This is a genomic window from Vagococcus martis (assembly GCF_002026305.1).
Lineage (GTDB): Bacteria > Bacillota > Bacilli > Lactobacillales > Vagococcaceae > Vagococcus > Vagococcus martis.
On sequence record NZ_MVAB01000001.1, the window covers coordinates 1,015,652 to 1,033,946 of the forward strand.

14 protein-coding genes are annotated in these 18,295 nt (G+C 34.5%); 1 reads left to right on the top strand and 13 read right to left on the bottom strand.

From position 1 onward, the window contains the following. Genes BW731_RS04845 through BW731_RS04855 form a run of 3 tightly spaced genes read right to left on the bottom strand, consistent with a single transcriptional unit; the run spans position 1 to position 2,656 of the window. On the bottom strand, positions 1 to 759 hold the full coding sequence (locus tag BW731_RS04845; RefSeq protein WP_079346225.1) for an iron ABC transporter ATP-binding protein: 759 nt from the start codon (positions 757 to 759) through the stop codon (positions 1 to 3). Beyond that, positions 756 to 1,712 (bottom strand): iron chelate uptake ABC transporter family permease subunit, encoded by a 957-nt coding sequence (locus tag BW731_RS04850; protein WP_079346227.1) that lies wholly within the window; start codon positions 1,710 to 1,712, stop codon positions 756 to 758. Before BW731_RS04850 ends, BW731_RS04845 begins: the two co-directional genes overlap by 4 nt. Continuing rightward, the gene (locus tag BW731_RS04855; RefSeq protein ID WP_079346229.1) at positions 1,709 to 2,656 is read right to left on the bottom strand and encodes an ABC transporter permease; all 948 of its coding nucleotides are present in this window, start codon (positions 2,654 to 2,656) and stop codon (positions 1,709 to 1,711) included. Before BW731_RS04855 ends, BW731_RS04850 begins: the two co-directional genes overlap by 4 nt. A 143-nt stretch (positions 2,657 to 2,799) precedes the next feature. Here BW731_RS04855 and BW731_RS04860 point away from each other — a divergent pair, with 143 nt between their 5' ends. Next, positions 2,800 to 3,264 carry a YueI family protein gene (locus tag BW731_RS04860; RefSeq protein ID WP_079346231.1) on the top strand — a complete coding sequence of 155 codons (465 nt, stop codon included), beginning with the start codon at positions 2,800 to 2,802 and terminating at the stop codon, positions 3,262 to 3,264. Between the two features lie 32 nt (positions 3,265 to 3,296). On the opposite strand, the gene BW731_RS04865 is transcribed toward BW731_RS04860, so the two are convergent. The 10 genes from BW731_RS04865 to argS all read right to left on the bottom strand — a co-directional run bounded on the left by BW731_RS04865 (position 3,297) and on the right by argS (position 18,104). Beyond that, the gene (locus tag BW731_RS04865; RefSeq protein WP_079346233.1) at positions 3,297 to 4,673 is read right to left on the bottom strand and encodes an aldehyde dehydrogenase; all 1,377 of its coding nucleotides are present in this window, start codon (positions 4,671 to 4,673) and stop codon (positions 3,297 to 3,299) included. Positions 4,674 to 4,771: 98 nt separating this feature from the next. Beyond that, the gene (locus BW731_RS04870) at positions 4,772 to 5,614 is read right to left on the bottom strand and encodes a Cof-type HAD-IIB family hydrolase (RefSeq protein ID WP_079346235.1); all 843 of its coding nucleotides are present in this window, start codon (positions 5,612 to 5,614) and stop codon (positions 4,772 to 4,774) included. A gap of 82 nt (positions 5,615 to 5,696) precedes the next feature. Continuing rightward, entirely contained in the window at positions 5,697 to 7,166 is a 1,470-nt protein-coding gene (locus tag BW731_RS04875) for a glycoside hydrolase family 1 protein (protein ID WP_079346237.1), read from the bottom strand. Between the two features lie 43 nt (positions 7,167 to 7,209). After that, positions 7,210 to 9,096, bottom strand: coding sequence for a beta-glucoside-specific PTS transporter subunit IIABC (locus tag BW731_RS04880; RefSeq protein WP_079346239.1), 1,887 nt, complete (start codon positions 9,094 to 9,096; stop codon positions 7,210 to 7,212). A 130-nt stretch (positions 9,097 to 9,226) separates the two neighbouring features. Further along, a complete protein-coding gene (locus BW731_RS04885; RefSeq protein WP_079346241.1) occupies positions 9,227 to 10,075 on the bottom strand; it encodes a PRD domain-containing protein in 849 nt (282 codons plus the stop codon). Positions 10,076 to 10,270: 195 nt separating this feature from the next. Then, a complete protein-coding gene (gshAB, locus tag BW731_RS04890) occupies positions 10,271 to 12,553 on the bottom strand; it encodes a bifunctional glutamate--cysteine ligase GshA/glutathione synthetase GshB (protein ID WP_079346243.1) in 2,283 nt (760 codons plus the stop codon). Positions 12,554 to 12,678: 125 nt separating this feature from the next. Then, on the bottom strand, positions 12,679 to 14,625 hold the full coding sequence (locus BW731_RS04895) for a PTS fructose transporter subunit IIABC (protein WP_079346245.1): 1,947 nt from the start codon (positions 14,623 to 14,625) through the stop codon (positions 12,679 to 12,681). An 11-nt stretch (positions 14,626 to 14,636) separates the two neighbouring features. After that, a complete protein-coding gene (gene pfkB / locus BW731_RS04900) occupies positions 14,637 to 15,557 on the bottom strand; it encodes a 1-phosphofructokinase (protein ID WP_079346247.1) in 921 nt (306 codons plus the stop codon). Next, on the bottom strand, positions 15,554 to 16,306 hold the full coding sequence (locus BW731_RS04905) for a DeoR/GlpR family DNA-binding transcription regulator (RefSeq protein WP_071456096.1): 753 nt from the start codon (positions 16,304 to 16,306) through the stop codon (positions 15,554 to 15,556). The genes pfkB and BW731_RS04905 overlap by 4 nt, the downstream gene beginning before the upstream one ends. A gap of 103 nt (positions 16,307 to 16,409) precedes the next feature. Beyond that, entirely contained in the window at positions 16,410 to 18,104 is a 1,695-nt protein-coding gene (gene argS, locus BW731_RS04910) for an arginine--tRNA ligase (protein WP_079346248.1), read from the bottom strand. Between the last annotated feature and the right edge of the window lie 191 nt (positions 18,105 to 18,295).

An 18,295-nucleotide genomic window follows, 5' to 3' on the forward strand; every position in this document is an offset into this window, starting at 1 on the left:
CTATTCATTAAAATATAAACAAAATCGCTTTCCTTCTAATTCGCATACGCGCATGTTCATGTCATACAACTCGTCTAGTACCTCTTTGGTAATAATGTCATCGGTAGGACCTGCTTTAAATATCTCGCCAGATTTCATCGCGACGATATTATCAGCGTAGCTTGCTGCAAAATTTATATCATGTAAGACAATCACTACTGTTTTTTTTGCCTCATCAACTAAACGACGAATTGTTTTCATCAACATCACCGCATGATTCATATCTAAATTATTTAGCGGCTCATCCAAAAAGATATATTCTGTATCTTGTGCTAGTACCATCGCAATATATGCTCGTTGTAATTGTCCGCCTGACAATGTATCAATGGTTTCTTCTGCCAAATCATCTAAACCTAGATAAGCAAGAGACTCATTAATCTTTTCTTGATCAAGTTTTGTTAACCGTCCCTTACTATGTGGAAACCGACCAAATGCAACTAATTCCCTTACAGTTAAACGTAATTGAACCCCATTTGCTTGCTTTAAAATTGATAGTTTCTTGGCAAGTTCATGTTGATTCCAAGCTTTCACTTCCTGCCCTTCTAAATAAATTCCCCCTTGGTCTTTATCTAACAAACGACTCATCATACCTAGTAGCGTACTTTTACCAGCACCATTTGGTCCAATAAACACAGTGAGTGTTTGTGGTACCACATCATAATCCACCGTATCGACAACTTTTTTGCTTCCATACTGTTTCACTACTTTTTCGATGTTCATTGAAGTGTTTTCCCCCTTTCAGAGAGTAATTTCCAAATAAAGTACACACCACCACTAAATTCAATCACGACACTTAATGTCGTATTCATGTGGAATATATGTTCCACTAAAAATTGACCTAATACTAGCATCAAAATACTTAATAAAGCACTAAAAACAAATAAATAACGATGCTTATACACAGGTAATATTTGATACGTTATGTTGGCTACAATAAACCCTAAAAAGGTAATCGGACCAATTAATGCCGTCGAGAGTGCCACGCTTAAACTGATTAAAAATAAAATGAACCAACGAAATCGTTGTACATTAATTCCTAAGTTAATCGCCTGACATGTTCCTAAATGAAACACATCTAGTGTCGGTGACACAATCCAGAATAATAAAATAATCCCTATCACAATTGGTATAACCATATAAAGAAGGGATACATCCACATTTGAAAAACTCGCAAATAGTTTTCCTTGTAGCTTATCGTATTCATTTGGATCCATCAGAACTTGTAAAAAAGTACTAACACTTCTAAAAAATGTTCCTAGAACCATCCCTATCATCAATAATAAAAATAAATCTTGTGACTCTTTTCTAAGTAAAAAACCAAATAATATCACACTAAATATCACCATCAACCCAACGTTTAAACCAAACATTATCATGGGATGAGTGGGTGTTTGACCAAAATAAAAGAATAGTGTGGTCTGAACTAAAACATAAAGGGAATCAAATCCTAAAATACTTGGCGTTAAAAAATGACTTTGAGTAATAGTCTGAAAACTAATTGTTGAAAAGCTTGTTAATAACCCCACAATGACAAACGCCAATAATTTTTTCCCTCTAAGCGTCAAAGCAAATTGCCAATTGCCATAAGTCTGATAAGTCATAAATAATCCAATACTTAATAGCACGAGCAATAATAACATCACTAATCTAAAATAAATCTGTTTATGTTTCATTTCTTTGCCCCCTTAACAAGTAAAATGACAAAGATAAAACTTCCTAAAGCTCCTACGATTAAACTAACTGGTAACTCATATGGTGGATAAATCACACGGGATAAAATATCGGCTATGACTAAAAAAATACTACCTGAGACAGCTGTCATCCAAAGCGTATCTTTCATATAATCACCTAACATCAACGACACAATATTTGGAATAATCACACCAAGAAATGGTAGCCCACCAATAGTAACTAACACCACACTACTAGCAACTGAAATTAGTAATAGACCGATTAAATGAACAAGTTTGTAATTCATCCCAACAGAAATAGAAAATTCCTCTCCCATTCCTACTATTGTAAATTGATAAGCATATAGGTAACAAATTATCAATACAGGTACTGTTACATAGATTAATTCATAATTTCCTTTTGAAATAGTGGAAAAACTTCCCTGTAACCAAGAAGTCATGTTTTGAATCAATTGATATTGATAAGCAAAAAATGTGACAATCGACCCCACAATATTCCCAAACATCACCCCTACAAGTGGCACCATCAATTGATTTTTACCTGGTAACACACGTATCAACTGAATAAATAGTACTGTTCCTAAAAAAGCAAAGATAAAGGCAACTAACGATTTTACTAGAATAGTACCACTTGGAAAAAACAGCATAGCCACAAGCATACCAAGCCTTGCACTATCCATTGTTCCAGCCGTTGTCGGTGAAACAAATTTATTTTGTGTCAGATGTTGCATGATGAGTCCTGACACACTAATTGTTGCACCTGCAATAACTAAACTAATCGTTCTTGGTACTCTTGTTGTCCACAGCACAAGAGATTGTGTTTCACTAAGCTGAAAGATATCTTGAATAGGAATGCTTTGAACGCCAATAAATAAAGATAAAACAGCTAGTAATACTAAGCTTATTATCGGGATACTCTTTTTCATCAAAACTCTCCTAATTGATAATGATTTTCATTTACAGTCAATTCTATCCAAGTTTTAGTCTAATTGCAACATTTTTTCACAAATTTTTTCTAATGAATTATATGTTATACTTAAAATGATTGAGCTATAAAGGAGTGGTTAACATGGCGAAAGATATTCAAGACTATCTAGACAAAGGGATGTACGGCACCCCTCAACTAAAGCCTGACGAACAAAAAAAATATCTCGGAACATTTAGAGAACGCGTTGTATTTATTTTGTTCTTATCCGAATTAAGTTCGAATTCGTTTGAGGAGTTTGCAGTCAATCAATTCAAACAATATCCAGGTGGAACTTTACTTGTTAATGCGTTAGTGAAACCAACGATTCAGAAAAAATTGATTCATCTAACTCAAGAGAACCAAGTGTTGCTAAAATTAGTCGATACTGAACATACGACACTAGCTGATGATTCTATTGCAGTTGTTTATTCTCTTAATCACGCTATTAATAAAGAAGAGATTGAGATGCCTTTTAAAAAAAGAACCCCTAGTGCTTCTACTGCTAAAAATACCAACCAAACTCATTCAAGTGGAGGATTTTTTAGTGGATTATTCTCAAAAAAATAGTACCCTAAATCGAAAAAATTTAGGGTACTATTTTATTTTAATACGCGTTTAATCCATTGAAGATGTTTATCTGTATATGGTGGATAAATAAATGGCGTATCGAGTTTCGTTGAAGTTAATATCGCACGTTTATGTGAGAAAGTATCAAAACTGTATTTTCCGTGATAATTCCCAATACCTGATGTTCCGACTCCTCCAAAAGGCAAGTGGCTGGAAACTAAATGGAAAATAGTATTATTGATGCTCACTCCACCTGAAGATGTTTGGTTTAATATCGTTTCTTGTTCTTTCTTATCACGACTAAAAATATAGAGAGCGAGTGGTTTTGGTCGCTCATTAATAGGATGTATCACATCATCTAATGACTGATAAGATATAATTGGCAACAAAGGGCCAAATAGTTCATCTTTCATCAATGGTGATTCCCAACTGGCATCATATAATGTTGGGGCAACATAACAAGAAGAAACATCGTATTCTCCACCACTAATTAATTCTGATGCTGATTCATTCATTAAATGAACCAATCGCTTAGTGTGACGCTCATTCACAATACGTGAAAAACTGGGACTTTTTTTAATATCCTTCCCATAAAAACGATGCAACGTTTTTTGACATTCTTCTATAAATTCTTTTTTTACTGCTTCTTCTATGACCACATAATCTGGAGCGACACATGTTTGACCGGCATTCATCATCTTGCCATATATCACGCGTCTAGCTGCTAAAGATATATCTGCTTGAGATGTAATAATTGTGGGACTTTTTCCTCCAAGTTCCAGCGTGACTGGTGTTAAGTGTTCTGATGCTGCCTTCATCACACTTTTTCCAACAGTTGTACTCCCTGTAAAGAAAATATAATCAAACGGCTGCTCTAGTAATTCCATCGTGGTTTCTTTCTCTCCTAAAAAAATATTCACATAAGATGAAGGAAACAAATGATGAATCATTTTTTCTATCACTTTCGAAAAAGTTGGTACCAGTTCAGATGGTTTTAAAATAGCTGTATTACCTGCAGCTATTGCCCCAACTAGTGGTTCAATTAATAATTGAAATGGGTAATTGAATGGTCCAATAATCAATACGACACCATATGGTTCACTGACAACACGACTTTTAGAGGGTTGTAAAAACAATGGTGTTCGTTTCTTTTCATCTTTCATCCATTTACGCAGTGATTTTTGTGTCATGCGAATACTATTTAGAACAAAACCGATTTCTGTCGCATATGTTTCTAATGGGTGTTTTCCTAAGTCTATTCTTAACGCATCGATAATTTCTTGTTCGTATGATATAATTCCTAATCTCAGTTTTTCAAGTTGTTCTAAACGAAAGGTTAACGTCTTTGTTTGTTGGGAATAAAAGAACTCACGTTGCTTTTTATATGCTGATGGAATTGTGGCTGTCATGAAATATCGTCTCCTTGCTTTCAATAGTTGTTACTCATAGTGTAGCAAATAAAAAAGAAAAAAACTGTTTTTCGTTTTTTTCTTTAAATGTTATTTAATTAAATCCAACCATTTTTCTTTAAACTCTTCGCAATACCATCATCATCGGCACTATCTGTTATTTCAGAAGCGAGTTGTTTCAAATTATCTGTGGCATTGTCCATTGCAATACTGTAATCAACCGCCTCAAACATGACTATATCATTATCTCCATCACCAAATGCGATGGTTTGTTCTTTAGTCATGCCAAGTTTATCTAACACATACTCGATAGCTAGCTTTTTATCGACACCTTTCACCGCAATTTCTCCGCTTTCAGGTCCAAATAATTCAACCGTTGAATGGTACATGTAACACTCATCACCGAATTTATCCGCAACGTCAGAAAACGATACGGTGTTATTGATAAAGGAGATTTTATTGACATTAGTATAGTCTACTACATCATTTTTATGTTCTTCTAATACTGCTTCAAACCAACTGACTTTTTCTGCCAATCCATCATAATCCTGATTTGTTTTCTTAGCAATCATTTTTATTTCTTCTCGAATTTTACGAACACAATTATCACTGCCATACAAACCGTCATTTGTTTCTAAGTAATAACCAATGTCATGTTCTTTAAAGTATGACAGAACTTCTTTGACAATCCTTTCGTCCATTGTTTGATGTTGGACCACTTCATCATTAATCACAATGTAGCCGCCACCAGCACCAATAATGCCATCAAATCCGACTTCTAAAATGCTATCTAAGATTTCTGGTTTAGAACGACCTGTACAAATATATGTTAAATTCCCTTTATCTCTAAATGCTTGTATACTCTCTTTACTTGATGGTAAGACTTGTCCACTACTATCACACAATGTGCCATCAATATCAAAAAAAGCTATTTTCTTCATATTTATCTCCCCTTATTTAATCTCTTGTGAAAAAATCAAGTCTAGATAAATTATCTAGACTTGTTTCATTTATTATACCATCTTATAAGTTTTCACCATTAGATTCAATGATTTCTTTATACCAGTAGAATGAATCCTTACGATATCTTTCTAAACTCCCATTTCCTTCATCGTCTTGATCAACGTAGATAAAGCCATAACGTTTACTCATTTGTGATGTTCCACAACTGATTAAATCAATACATCCCCAAGTTGTATAACCCATCAAATCAACACCATCTTTAATGGCTTCTTTCATTTGTTCAACGTGTTGACGGATATAATCAATTCGGTAATCATCATGAATTTTACCGTCTTCTGTCAACTCATCTTTCGCTCCTAAACCATTCTCACAAACAAATAATGGTTTTTCATAACGGTCATATAATTTCATTAATGAAATACGTAATCCGATTGGGTCAATTGGCCACTCCCATTGTGATAATTCTAAATGTTCATTTTTAATTGGGCTATCGAAAGATCCGGCAAGTTTAGCTGCATCTTCTCTGGCTTCTGTTACGTGAGACATGTAGTAACTAATTGCAACATAATCAACAACACCTTCTCGGAGGATTTCTTCATCTCCTTCTTCCATTACAACGTGAATATCATTGTCCGCAAAGTATCTTGCCATATAAGTTGGGTACTCTCCACGTGCTTGAACGTCTGGGTAGAACATATTTAATTGGTTAGATTTTAATGCTTGTAATTGGTCTTCTGGTTTTGTTGTTAAAGCATATGATTCGATTTGGTTAATCATACAACCAATTTGTGCATCTGGAATAATTTCTTTACACGCTTTAACTGCCAACGCACTTGCTAAAAACTGATGATGTGATGCTTGATAGGTTGCTTGTAATTTATCTTCTGGTGCGATTAAATCTTCTAAAACGCCTGCTCCAGTATACAAACTATTTAAGTTCATGTTCATTTCGTTAAACGTAATCCAGTATTTTACTTTTGACTTATAACGAGTTAAAATCACGCGAGCATATTTTTCAAATAATGGAATTAATTCACGGCTCACCCAACCATTGTATTTTTCTGTTAATGTAATTGGCATTTCATAGTGAGACATTGTGACAAGTGGTTCAATACCATATTTAGCACACTCATCAAATACTTTATCATAGAATGCTAACCCTTCTTCATTTGGTTCTGATTCTAATCCTGTTGGGAAAATTCTTGCCCATGAAATAGAGATACGGAATGTTTTAAATCCCATTTCTGCCATTAAAGCAATATCTTCTTTATAACGATGGTAGAAGTCAATTCCCCAACGTTTTGGGAATAAGTATTTTTCTGGGTTTTCTTTGTATTCAGCTAATTCTTTCGATGTCACGTTAAATGTAAAGTTATCTACTTTACCTGTTGCATATGGGTCTTTATAAGCGGCATAATCAGATGTTGATAGACCTTTTCCGCCCTCATTATATGCTCCTTCAATTTGGTTGGCAGCTGTTGCGCCACCCCATAAAAATCCTTTTGGAAATCCTGCTTGTAGTTGTTTCATTAATAATTCCTCCCATTTTTTGTTTGATCTATATATAATTTATTTAGCTAACAACAATTAATACATCTTCTTGCCCGGCAGTGACGGTATCTCCTTCGCCTAGTGCTGGAACAATGTCTAAAAAGTTCGGTGTGTTCGTTACAATAATTGGGGTAAACAAACTATATTCAGCTTCCTCAATTACCTTTCGATTAAATGATAATAATTTATCGCCATGTGTTACCACATCACCTTCCTTAACAAAATACTCAAATCCTTTTCCCTCTAACTCAACAGTATCTAATCCAACATGAATTAATAATTCCACGCCATCATTTGATACTAAACCAATTGCGTGTTTTGAAGGAGTTGTCATAGTGACTGTTCCATCAAATGGCGCATACACAAAATCTCCTGAAGGAATAACACCAATTCCTTTTCCAACGACACCTGAAGCAAACGTATCATCTGGGCAAGTTGCTAATTCTTTCACTTCACCTGTTAATGGTGATAAAACTTTATGAGATTTATCTTTCGTTATTATTGGTTGAGCAACTGGTGTTGTCGAGGTATCTGCAGTAACGTCTTTTTTATCGCCTAACTCAAACGGTACTAACATCGTAACGATAAGTCCTACAAAGAAACTTGATAATACTCCAACAACTGCCCATAAGAAGTTATTTGTTCCATTTTCAATATAGGTTGGTAAAGCTAATAATCCTGGAACCGCGAAACTGAATGTTTTAACGACAAACAATCCATATATTGCCCCACCAACAGCTCCACCGGCCATACTGGCATAGAACGGTTTTTTGAGTTTCATTGTTACCCCATAGATAGCTGGTTCAGTAATACCAAATAATGCTGGAATAAAAGCAGAAACCGCAATTTGTTTCATTTTTTTATCTTTTGTTTTAATCAATACGCCAAGTGTCGCACCTGCTTGCGCTAAGTTTGCCACTAAATTTAATGGTAATAACATAATGTCATATCCTAATTTCCCAAGACTGGCAAACGTTCCCGGGAAAAACGCATAGTGCATTCCTGTTACAACGATTAATGGCATCAATCCTCCCATTAAGGCTCCAGCAACGGGACCTGCTACACCAAAAAGTTTCGTAAAGAACATCTCTAAGTAAGTTCCAATAAAGGTACCAAGTGGTGCGATAAATGCTAATACTAACGGTGCTGTAATTAATAATGTCAGTAACGGAACAAAAATAATGGTTAATGATTTCGGTACGATTTTTTTCGAATATTTTTCAACATAACTCATTAACCACACACCTAAAATAATCGGTAAAACAGATGAGGCATAATTATTCATAGGGATATTTAAAAATCCTAAAAACGTCACACTGCTTACTTCTCCAGCATCAGCAAGAGCCATGATTTGTGGATACATCAAGATACCGGCCAACGCTCCAGCTAGAGATGGATTTGTTTTAAATTTATTAGCGGCTGAAAATGCTACTAAAAATGGTAAGAAGTGGAAAGTCGCATTAGATATTGCATCTAATATCATATATGTCTGACTTTCAGCATTTAGCATATTAGCCCAAACTAGAATAGCCATGATTCCTTTTAGAAGACCACTACCTGTAATGGCTGCTAAAATTGGTGTAAAGATACCTGAAATAATGTCAAATAGTTTATCTAGAATGTTTCCTGATGATGAATTAGTACTGTCATCATCGACGATACTTCCATGAGTGATTTGATCAACTTCATTAAAAACATTAGCTACTTCACTGCCAATAATGACTTGGAATTGGCCACTTTGAAATTGCGCTCCCATCACACCATCTAATTGCTTAATTGCTTCGATATTAATTTTTTTACTATCTGCTACATTAAATCTTAACCTTGTAATACAATGCCAATTTTGAGTGATATTTTCCTTGCCACCCATTTCTCTTACAATATTTTCTGCTAATTGACGATTATCCATCGCTTTTTCCTCCTAGAATATCTATTTAGAATTAAATTGTTTGAAAATAAAAAACCTAAACAAACAGCCGCAACACATACTAGTGTTTACGAATTGCTTGTTTAGGTTTATGCCAATAATTGTTGCACGCCTAATCCAATGCTTGAGTGTCAGAAACCACTCGTTCTATATGTATAATTAAATAAATCAATTCATCATTGCTCACGTCTATATTATAGTCAGAATTCAACATTTCTTTAATTACCAAACTACATGCATAACTTTTAGGGTATTGCTCTTTGATAATATCAAATAATTTCTCATTCTCATTACTTTCTTGTACCTTATTATGCAAATGTCTGTTCATAAAATAGCGTATGTGCGTGACAAAACGCGAATAATTCAAACTATCTTTTTTCAGTGATACATTAAACAACGTCTGAATACTTTTGACAATACTTTTTAAAATCTTCGTAATAAAAATAGTTTCATCCATTGATTCCACACCATCTTGTGCATTGACAAAATGAAGTGCCATAAACGCAGCTTCCGATGATGGTAATGATATCTCTAACTCTGTTTTGATTTGTTCTAATGCATATTTTCCTAATTCATGCTCTTTTGAATACAAGAAGGGAATTTCCCATTGCATCGTATTTTCAGGTAAATCAATCCCTTGTTTTTGTCGATCAATCGCACATTGGATATGATCGGCTAATGCTATCATTAAGCTACCATTTAACTTTTTATTTAACTGTCCTTCCCCATATGTCACAATTTTTTCAGTAACATCAAGAACATCTGGTTGAATACTTTCAATAATAGCAACCATATTTTGATTATCTTTGCTTAAAAATGTCTTAGTTATCAGTGATTTATCTACTAAGTCATTCTTTTTCTTTTTAAATCCAATACCTTTACCAAATAACACAAACTCTTCATCATGCTCACTTACTGCTAATACTAAGTTGTTATTCAAAGACTTAACTATCGATAGAATTTAAATCACCTCATTTAAGGAACAAAAAAACACCAAATCAAAGTAGTCCTTCTACAATGGATTTGGTGGTGCCTGATCGTATCAGTTACACTCCGTCTATTCTATAAATAAACTATAACACCATTAGAAAGCGGTGTCAACTATAAAAGATAAAAAAATCTAGGTTTGAATCTAGATTTTTTTAATAGATAGTAGTTATTTTTTTAATTCTGGATATAATAACAACAACACATCCATCGTGAGTCGTTGTCCAACACCTGCATAAGGATAAATATGCATATGCATTGCTGGATTGAAGTTGGCTTCAATAATCCCATATGTTTGAGTATCTTCTTTATTACCATTGATTGAACTATCAGGAATAATTAAATCAATACCACATATTTTAGCTCCTAACGCTTCTACAGCGGACTCAGCTATCTGTTTATAATGTTCATTCATCTCTTCTGTCACATCTAGTGAATCGCCACCTGTACTGACGTTGGAGTTTTCACGAAGATAAACACGTTGATTTTTTTCAGGAATGCTTGCTTTAGTCAATTTTTGTTCTTTCAACATCAGCTGTTCAATATCACCTAACTGAATTTTTTCTAAAGGCGCTCTATGATGTGTCCCACGTAGACTATCTTTATTTTTTTCAGCTACCAATTCTTCAACAGTATGTTCCCCGTCACCAAGGACATTCGCTGGGGTTCGCAACATAACCGCACGCGTTTTTCCATCTAATACAAAGAATCGATATTCAGTACCAGGTAAAAATTCTTCAACTAAAATGCTATTGTCTTCACTAAATGCAATTCGAACCGCTTCATCATAATCTTCCTTTGTCGCACCATCTTTGAAAATAGAAATACCTAAACCATAATTCGTTGTTTTAGGTTTTACAACAATCGCACTATCTTTAAAAATCGGATAAGAAATAAGCGCCTCATCTACTGTTGAGAATTCTTTTCCTAAAGGAACATGGAATCCTGCTTTATCCAATACTTTTTTAGTGACTGTTTTATTCTCCATCATAAGAGGTACAACATAAGAATCACGACTCGTCATATTCGCATTTTTAACATACTCAACTTGCCCGTTTAATGATAATTTTAAAAACTGATCTGTTCTATCTAACACATCAACTTTGACACCTTTTTGTATCGCATCAAACATAAAAATTTGTGTTGATAATTCCATGTCTCGGTAACCAGCTAACTGATATGGTTTAGCAAATGCTTCATCATAATATAAATCAGCAAAATAACGACCTAAGTCTTCGTTTGTCCAACTTTTTTCTGCCATTAATTCTAACATTTCTCCTGCTAATGTTTTAGTTGGATGATCCATAACATGTTTCATTTCATTAAGTAAATCCGTACAGTCAAATGGTGTCGATAATTGCTCGTTTAATTCGGTCATTTTTTCTAGTAACCAAGACCCTTCTTCATGTAAAAAGGTCTTATCTAAAGGATGCTCTAATGACACTTTATTGTTATACTCCGTTCCTAAATCTAACATATGAGTGGCATCTATTGATTCTTCATCTAAGAACAACAGCGTTAGTAAGAACAAGTGTAAAAATCGCAGTGTTTTTTTTGAAATACCAATACGTTCAAATGGATCTAAGTCAATATTTCTAATTTCAATATAACTTACACCTCGAGTTAAAAGTTCCTCTACTTTATCACTGCCACGTAAACGAACAGACGAATAAAATTCTTTCGTTTCGATTAACTCACCATTATCTACTAATTCTTCTAAATCAGATACATATTGCTCGATTGTTTGATAGGACACAGCAATCTCTGGCCGATTTGTATAACCATACTCGCTATTTCTAATACTACGAACAGGTTGTTCTGGTTCTTTATCTGTAAAATATCTTTTATCAGCAAACGGACTTGCACCAAATAAATAAGTAATTAGCCAACGATAGCGTAAATATTGACGAGATACTTTTAAGTAAACATCCGTTCTAAACGCTACAAAGTCAGTGTAATCTGTTTGCAGTTGGAACAAACTCATTAATAAATCATGTGAGAACTCAAAATTATAATGAATACCACTCACCATTTGTTTTCTCTTACCATAGACTTTCGCTAAGTAACGACGGTAGTTAATATCTCCTTGATGTTCTAATTTTGCAATTTTAATATCACGATCATCTTCTGGTAAATCAGGTGGCATGCTAATTGGCCACAATCTCTCGCCATCTTCCATCGAACGCATCACAACGTCATGTAAGGCTTCTAATTGCTCGATAGCACCTTGATCTGTATCAAACACTTGAGTGATTAATTCAGTTTGTGTTTCACTAAAATCAGTTTGGATGTATGGATGAAAACTACGACTTCCTAAAGAAGACGGATGATCAGTTGTTGCCAATTCACCATTAGCATCGACACGCTGGCTTTCTTTTTCTAATCCTATTTTAAACCCAGAAAGAACGGATTGGATTCTTTCATCTGTTAAATATGTTTGTAAACTTTTCATTGTTATTGACCTTTTCCCTTTGTCATTTCTATGAAATATTATATCATTCTATGTTTTTAAACCATAATTTTTTGTTTATCCCACATAAAAAAGCCAGCCATCAAATGTGATGACTGACTATAACATTAAGCATTTGCTTTTGCATGTTTTCTTTTAAGTAATGTTCCTAAAACAAGGGCACTAATGAATGCTCCTAAAATAATAAATAGTAAATACATTAATGGATTACTTACTAATGCAATAACAAAGATACCACCATGTGGCGCCATTAATTTAATTCCTAATGACCCAACTAAACCACCTGTAACAGCAGCTCCAACTACAAAACTTGGAATCATACGTAATGGATCAGATGCAGCAAATGGAATAGCTCCTTCAGTTATAAATGAGAATCCCATGATTAAGTTTGGTAAAGCTGATTCTTGTTCTTTTTTAGTAAATTGATTTTTGAATAACATAATCGCAATAAAAATTGCTAACGGTGGAACCATACCACCAGCCATTACTGATGCCATTACCACACTACCACCACTTTCAACAGTCGCAGCAAGTGTGCCTGTACCAAATAGATAAGCTGCTTTATTAATTGGACCACCCATATCAATAACCATCATACTTGCAAGTAACGCACCTAATAAGGCAGCATTACCACCTGAAAGGTTTGCTAAAAAATTGTTCAGTGCGTTATTAATAGCTGACATTGGAATATTTACAAACAACATCAAGAATCCTGTAATTAGTAAACCAAACACTGGATAGAATAAAATAGATTTAATACCATCTAATGCTTTAGGTAGTCCTTTGAAGATAAATTTCAAGAATACAATCACATAACCAGCCAAGAAACCGCCAACCAATGCTCCTAAGAACCCTGATGGAATAGTATCTGTCAATTGTCCAAAGGCAACCCCACTTGCTGACATTGCTCCTGCTGCAAAACCAACTACTAAACCAGGTCGATCAGCAATACTTGATGCAATAAAACCAGCTAACACGGGTAACATAAAACCAAAAGCAGTGTCCCCAATTGTTTTAAAGTAAGCAGCAATCGGATGATATGATCCTAATTGACTTAATTGGTCTTGTGGCACACCAATCATTTGGTCGATTAAGAAAGCCAAAGCAATTGCAATCCCACCACCAATAACAAATGGTAACATATGACTAACACCATTCATTAAGTCTTTATAAATTTTAGCACCAACTGAACCAGAGCTTGATTCTTCTCCTTCCGATTCACTTGCATTGGCTGAACTATGGTAAACAGATGCACTACCGTCAGTTGCTAAACGAAGTAATTCTTCTGTTTTCTTAATCCCATCACTTACTGGACGGTTAACTAATTTTTTACCATCAAAACGCGCCATTTCAACATTTTTATCAGCTGCAACAATAACCCCAACTGCACGAGCGATTTCATCATCAGTTAATTTATGTTTAACCCCTTCAGAACCGTTTGTTTCAACTTTAATGTTAATGCCCATTTCTTTGGCTTTGTTCTTCAATGCATCCTCAGCCATGTATGTATGAGCAATACCTGTTGGACAAGCTGTAACCGCCACAACAAATGGTGCGTCTTCTACTTCTTCTACCACTTCTTTTTCTTCTTCATCTAATTTTTTCTCTGCTTTATCAATGATTGATAAGACTTCATCTGCTGTATTAGCTGCTTTTAAGTCAGCAATCATCCCTGGGTTTAATAACAAACGAGATAAGCTAGCTAAGGCTTGTAAATGTGTGTCATTAGCGCCTTCTGGAGCTGCAATCATAAAGAATAGATAAGTTGGTTGACCATCTAATGCTTCATAATCTAATCCTTCTTTGCTTCTTGCAAATAAAACAGTTGGTTTAACTACTGCTTTGTTTTTCGCATGAGGCATGGCAATCCCATCACCTAAACCTGTTGTTGTTTGTGCTTCTCTGGCTAGGATACCTTCTTCAAACACTTCTTTGTCGTCAATGCGACCTGTGTCGTATAATTTGTTGACCATTTCTGTAATAGCACCTTTTTTATCAGTGGCTTTTAGGTCTAAAATCATACACTCTTTAACTAATAAGTCATTAATTTTCATTTTACTTCCCCCTAGTATTCTTTTATGACGTCAATTTCAACACGTGCTAATTGGTGTTTAATTTCTTCTTCTGTTGCTAAATCTGCACTAAATGCTGTTGCACTTCCACAAGCAATCCCTGTTTTAAATGCTGTTACAGCATCACTACCTTGACTTAATTGACTAACAAACCCTGCTACAACAGAATCTCCTGAACCAACTGAGTTAACTAGTGTACCAGTTAATCCTTTTGCTCGGTAAATACCTGTTTCATTAAATAAAACTGCTCCATTGGCACCCATTGAAATAATGACATTTCTAGCACCTTGTTGAACAAGTTTTTCCCCATAAGGTAGCATGTCTTCAATGGTTTTAAATTCAACATCATAAAGATCTGCTAACTCATGTTCGTTTGGTTTAATTAATGATGGTTTGTATTTTAAAACATCAAATAAACTTGCATCACTAATATCCACTACAAATGGAACATGTTGTTCATGAGCCATTTTGGATAATGTCACATAGATATCTTTTGGCACTCCCATTGGTAAACTACCTGATAAAATCAACCAATCTTCTGGTGTCAAACTACTAATTTGGACATTTAAGTCATCTAAATCTTCTTGCTTAATAGAAGGTCCTAATCCATTAATTTCTGTTTCTTCTTCACCTTTTAGTTTGATATTAATGCGTGTGTCCCCTGACACATGGATAAACTCATTTTGAAGACCATGATTAATCAGTTGTTCCTCAATAAAAGTTCCTGTAAATCCACCAATAAAGCCAAGATTTCTTGATTGAACACCTAATTGAGCCAACACTCTGGATACGTTGATTCCTTTACCCCCAGGAAACTTGTATTCTTTCGTTGTTTTGTTCAATTTACCTTCTTCAAATCCAGGTACATTGATGACATAATCAATTGCTGGATTTAGTGTTAATGCATAAATCATTTTGTTACCTCCTTTATAGTTGCAACCCCTTGATACTGTGAGCGTTGTTTCTTTGTTAACTGATTCGTTATGATAATCCCTGTATCAATTGACTCGATTTGAGAAAAATTTAGCTTATCAAACTTTGTATCATCAACTAAAAAATAAACTTGTTGTGCTTGATGAACTGCCGTACGCTTCATCATGGCTTCTTCTGGATCAGCTGTCGTTAAGCCATAAACTGGGTGAACGCCATTCGCACCTATGAAAGCCTTATCAAAAAAATACCGCTTCAACTGCTCGCCACCAAACTGACTAACGGATGCTGTTGTGTTCTTTCTAATATTTCCACCGATTATAATCGTATCAAAACCTAAATCAGTCGAAACACACGCATGATGCACGGAATTTGTTACGATTGATACATTTTTTTCTTTTATAAGTGATAATAATTCCAAAGTTGTTGTTCCAGCATCGATATAAACAACATCACCTTCTTTTATTAATGATGCAGCATATTGCGCAATTTCTTGTTTCTTTTGAACGTTTCTGGAAGATTTTTCTTTCATCGTTAATTCCGGTTCTAAACGAAACGTTAACTTAGCCCCGCCATGAATTCGTACTAGCCAACCTTCTGCTTCTAATTCTTGCAAATCTCTACGAATAGTCGATTCAGAAACACCCAGTTCTTCAATCAACTCACGAACTTTAATTACTTTTTTTGCTTTTAACTCATCTAAAATTTTTGCTTGTCTTTCCTCAGTCAACATAACTCTCACTCCATACCTGTATTATACAATCACAAACAGTCAAAATCAATCAAAAACCGTCAAAAATTATATAAAAAAAGAAGAGGTTTCCCTCTTCTTTCTGTTACATGTTATCTGGCGATTGAATACCAAGTAAGCGCAATCCTTCCTTAAGTACCACGGATACTGAATAGACTAAAGCAAGGCGTGCATCTTTTTGACTGTTATCTTCTAATATTTTTGTTTTTGAATAATACTTATTAAATTTTTGAGCTAAATCAATCACGTATTTAGCCACTACTGAAGGCTCATATTTACGATAAGCTTCTTGTACTTTAGCTGGGAAATTATATAAAGCCTTCACAACTTCCCATGATTCATCATCTGATAGTGTGTAAGTTGCTTCACTAGTTGGAGCGATCCAGTCAGCTTTTCTTAAAATACTTTCACATCTTGAACGAGTATACTGGACGTATGGGCCTGTTTCTCCTTCAAACTGGATAATATGGTCTAGGTTGAAGTCGAAATTATTTAGACGATCATTTTTAAGGTCATGGAACACAACTGCTCCAACACCCACTTGATGTGCCACTTCTTCTTTGTTTTCTAATGTTGGATTCTTTTCGTTAATAATGTTTTGTGTTGCATTAATGGCTTCATTCAACACTTCTTCTAACAGAATAACATTTCCTTTACGTGTCGATAACTTTTTACCATTTGATGTAATCAAGCCAAATGGGATATGTTTGATATCATCTGACCACTCGTAACCCATCTCTTTTAAAACAGCTTTTAATTGTTTAAAGTGAATAGATTGCTCGTTTCCTACAACATAAATTGATTCGTCAAAATCATAATTTTCTTTACGATACATAGCTGCCGCTAAATCACGTGTAATATAAAGTGTTGCGCCATCTGATTTTCTAATCAACGCTGGATTTAAATCATATTTTTCAAGATTTACAATATCTGCACCATCATCAGAAACCAATAATCCTTTCTCAAGTAAACTATCAATAACTGGTTGCATTTTATCATTGTAGAAGGCTTCACCATTATATGAATCAAACTCAATCCCTAACATATCATATACTTTTTGGAATTCTTTTAGTGATTCTTCACGGAACCATGTCCATAATTCAATAGCTTCAGTATCACCATCTTCTAGCTTTTTAAACCATTCACGTGCTTGATCATCAAGTTCAGGGTATTTTTCAGCTTCTTCATGGAAATGAACATATAAAGCAAGTAACTCACTAATTGGGTTTTCTTTGACTTTTGCTGCGTCTCCCCATTTTTTATAAGCCACAATTAATTTACCAAATTGTGTTCCCCAGTCACCAACGTGATTGATTTTAACCGGTGTATAACCCACTTTGTCAGCTAATTCAGCTAATGAATTTCCAATAACTGTTGAGCGTAAATGTCCCATTGACATTGGTTTGGCAATATTTGGTGAAGACATATCAATAACAACATTTTTTCCTTGACCAAGTGTTGAGTCACCATAATGATTTTTCTTAGATACTACATCATTTAATACCGCATTACTAACTTCAGATTTTTTAAGGAAGAAGTTAATGTAACCACCCATTGGGATGATTTGTTCATAATTTGTTGTATCAACATCTTTTGATAATTCTTCAGCGATCATATTTGGTGCTTTTCTTTGGATTTTAGACAAAGAAAACACTGGGAAAGAATAGTCTCCATGATCACTTGATTTTGGTTTTTCAATTAGATTTAAAATATCCTCATAGCTTAATTGCTCACCTAATACTGCTGCTAAGTCTTTAGCAATCATCTCTTTAAAATTCATAAAGTGAATCCTCCTCGTATTAATAAAAAAACGTCATCCTATTAAGTTTTGTGTCTTAATAGGAGACGACATAAATAGTCATAAATGAAGCCTTATTTTTGAAACTTATCATTTCTTTATAGTAATCACTATTACTCCATGAACATTATCCATATCGGGTTTATTATAGCAAGAATTACCTTAAAAATCTA

What these genes read in the sequence shown, in the direction of transcription:
- BW731_RS04845 (WP_079346225.1), bottom strand. Translation starts at nt 759, where the DNA reads ATGAACATCGAAAAAGTAGTGAAACAGTATGGAAGCAAAAAAGTTGTC.
- BW731_RS04850 (WP_079346227.1), bottom strand. Translation starts at nt 1,712, where the DNA reads ATGAAACATAAACAGATTTATTTTAGATTAGTGATGTTATTATTGCTC.
- BW731_RS04855 (WP_079346229.1), bottom strand. Translation starts at nt 2,656, where the DNA reads ATGAAAAAGAGTATCCCGATAATAAGCTTAGTATTACTAGCTGTTTTA.
- BW731_RS04860 (WP_079346231.1), top strand. Translation starts at nt 2,800, where the DNA reads ATGGCGAAAGATATTCAAGACTATCTAGACAAAGGGATGTACGGCACC.
- BW731_RS04865 (WP_079346233.1), bottom strand. Translation starts at nt 4,673, where the DNA reads ATGACAGCCACAATTCCATCAGCATATAAAAAGCAACGTGAGTTCTTT.
- BW731_RS04870 (WP_079346235.1), bottom strand. Translation starts at nt 5,614, where the DNA reads ATGAAGAAAATAGCTTTTTTTGATATTGATGGCACATTGTGTGATAGT.
- BW731_RS04875 (WP_079346237.1), bottom strand. Translation starts at nt 7,166, where the DNA reads ATGAAACAACTACAAGCAGGATTTCCAAAAGGATTTTTATGGGGTGGC.
- BW731_RS04880 (WP_079346239.1), bottom strand. Translation starts at nt 9,096, where the DNA reads ATGGATAATCGTCAATTAGCAGAAAATATTGTAAGAGAAATGGGTGGC.
- gshAB (WP_079346243.1), bottom strand. Translation starts at nt 12,553, where the DNA reads ATGAAAAGTTTACAAACATATTTAACAGATGAAAGAATCCAATCCGTT.
- BW731_RS04895 (WP_079346245.1), bottom strand. Translation starts at nt 14,625, where the DNA reads ATGAAAATTAATGACTTATTAGTTAAAGAGTGTATGATTTTAGACCTA.
- pfkB (WP_079346247.1), bottom strand. Translation starts at nt 15,557, where the DNA reads ATGATTTATGCATTAACACTAAATCCAGCAATTGATTATGTCATCAAT.
- BW731_RS04905 (WP_071456096.1), bottom strand. Translation starts at nt 16,306, where the DNA reads ATGTTGACTGAGGAAAGACAAGCAAAAATTTTAGATGAGTTAAAAGCA.
- argS (WP_079346248.1), bottom strand. Translation starts at nt 18,104, where the DNA reads ATGAATTTTAAAGAGATGATTGCTAAAGACTTAGCAGCAGTATTAGGT.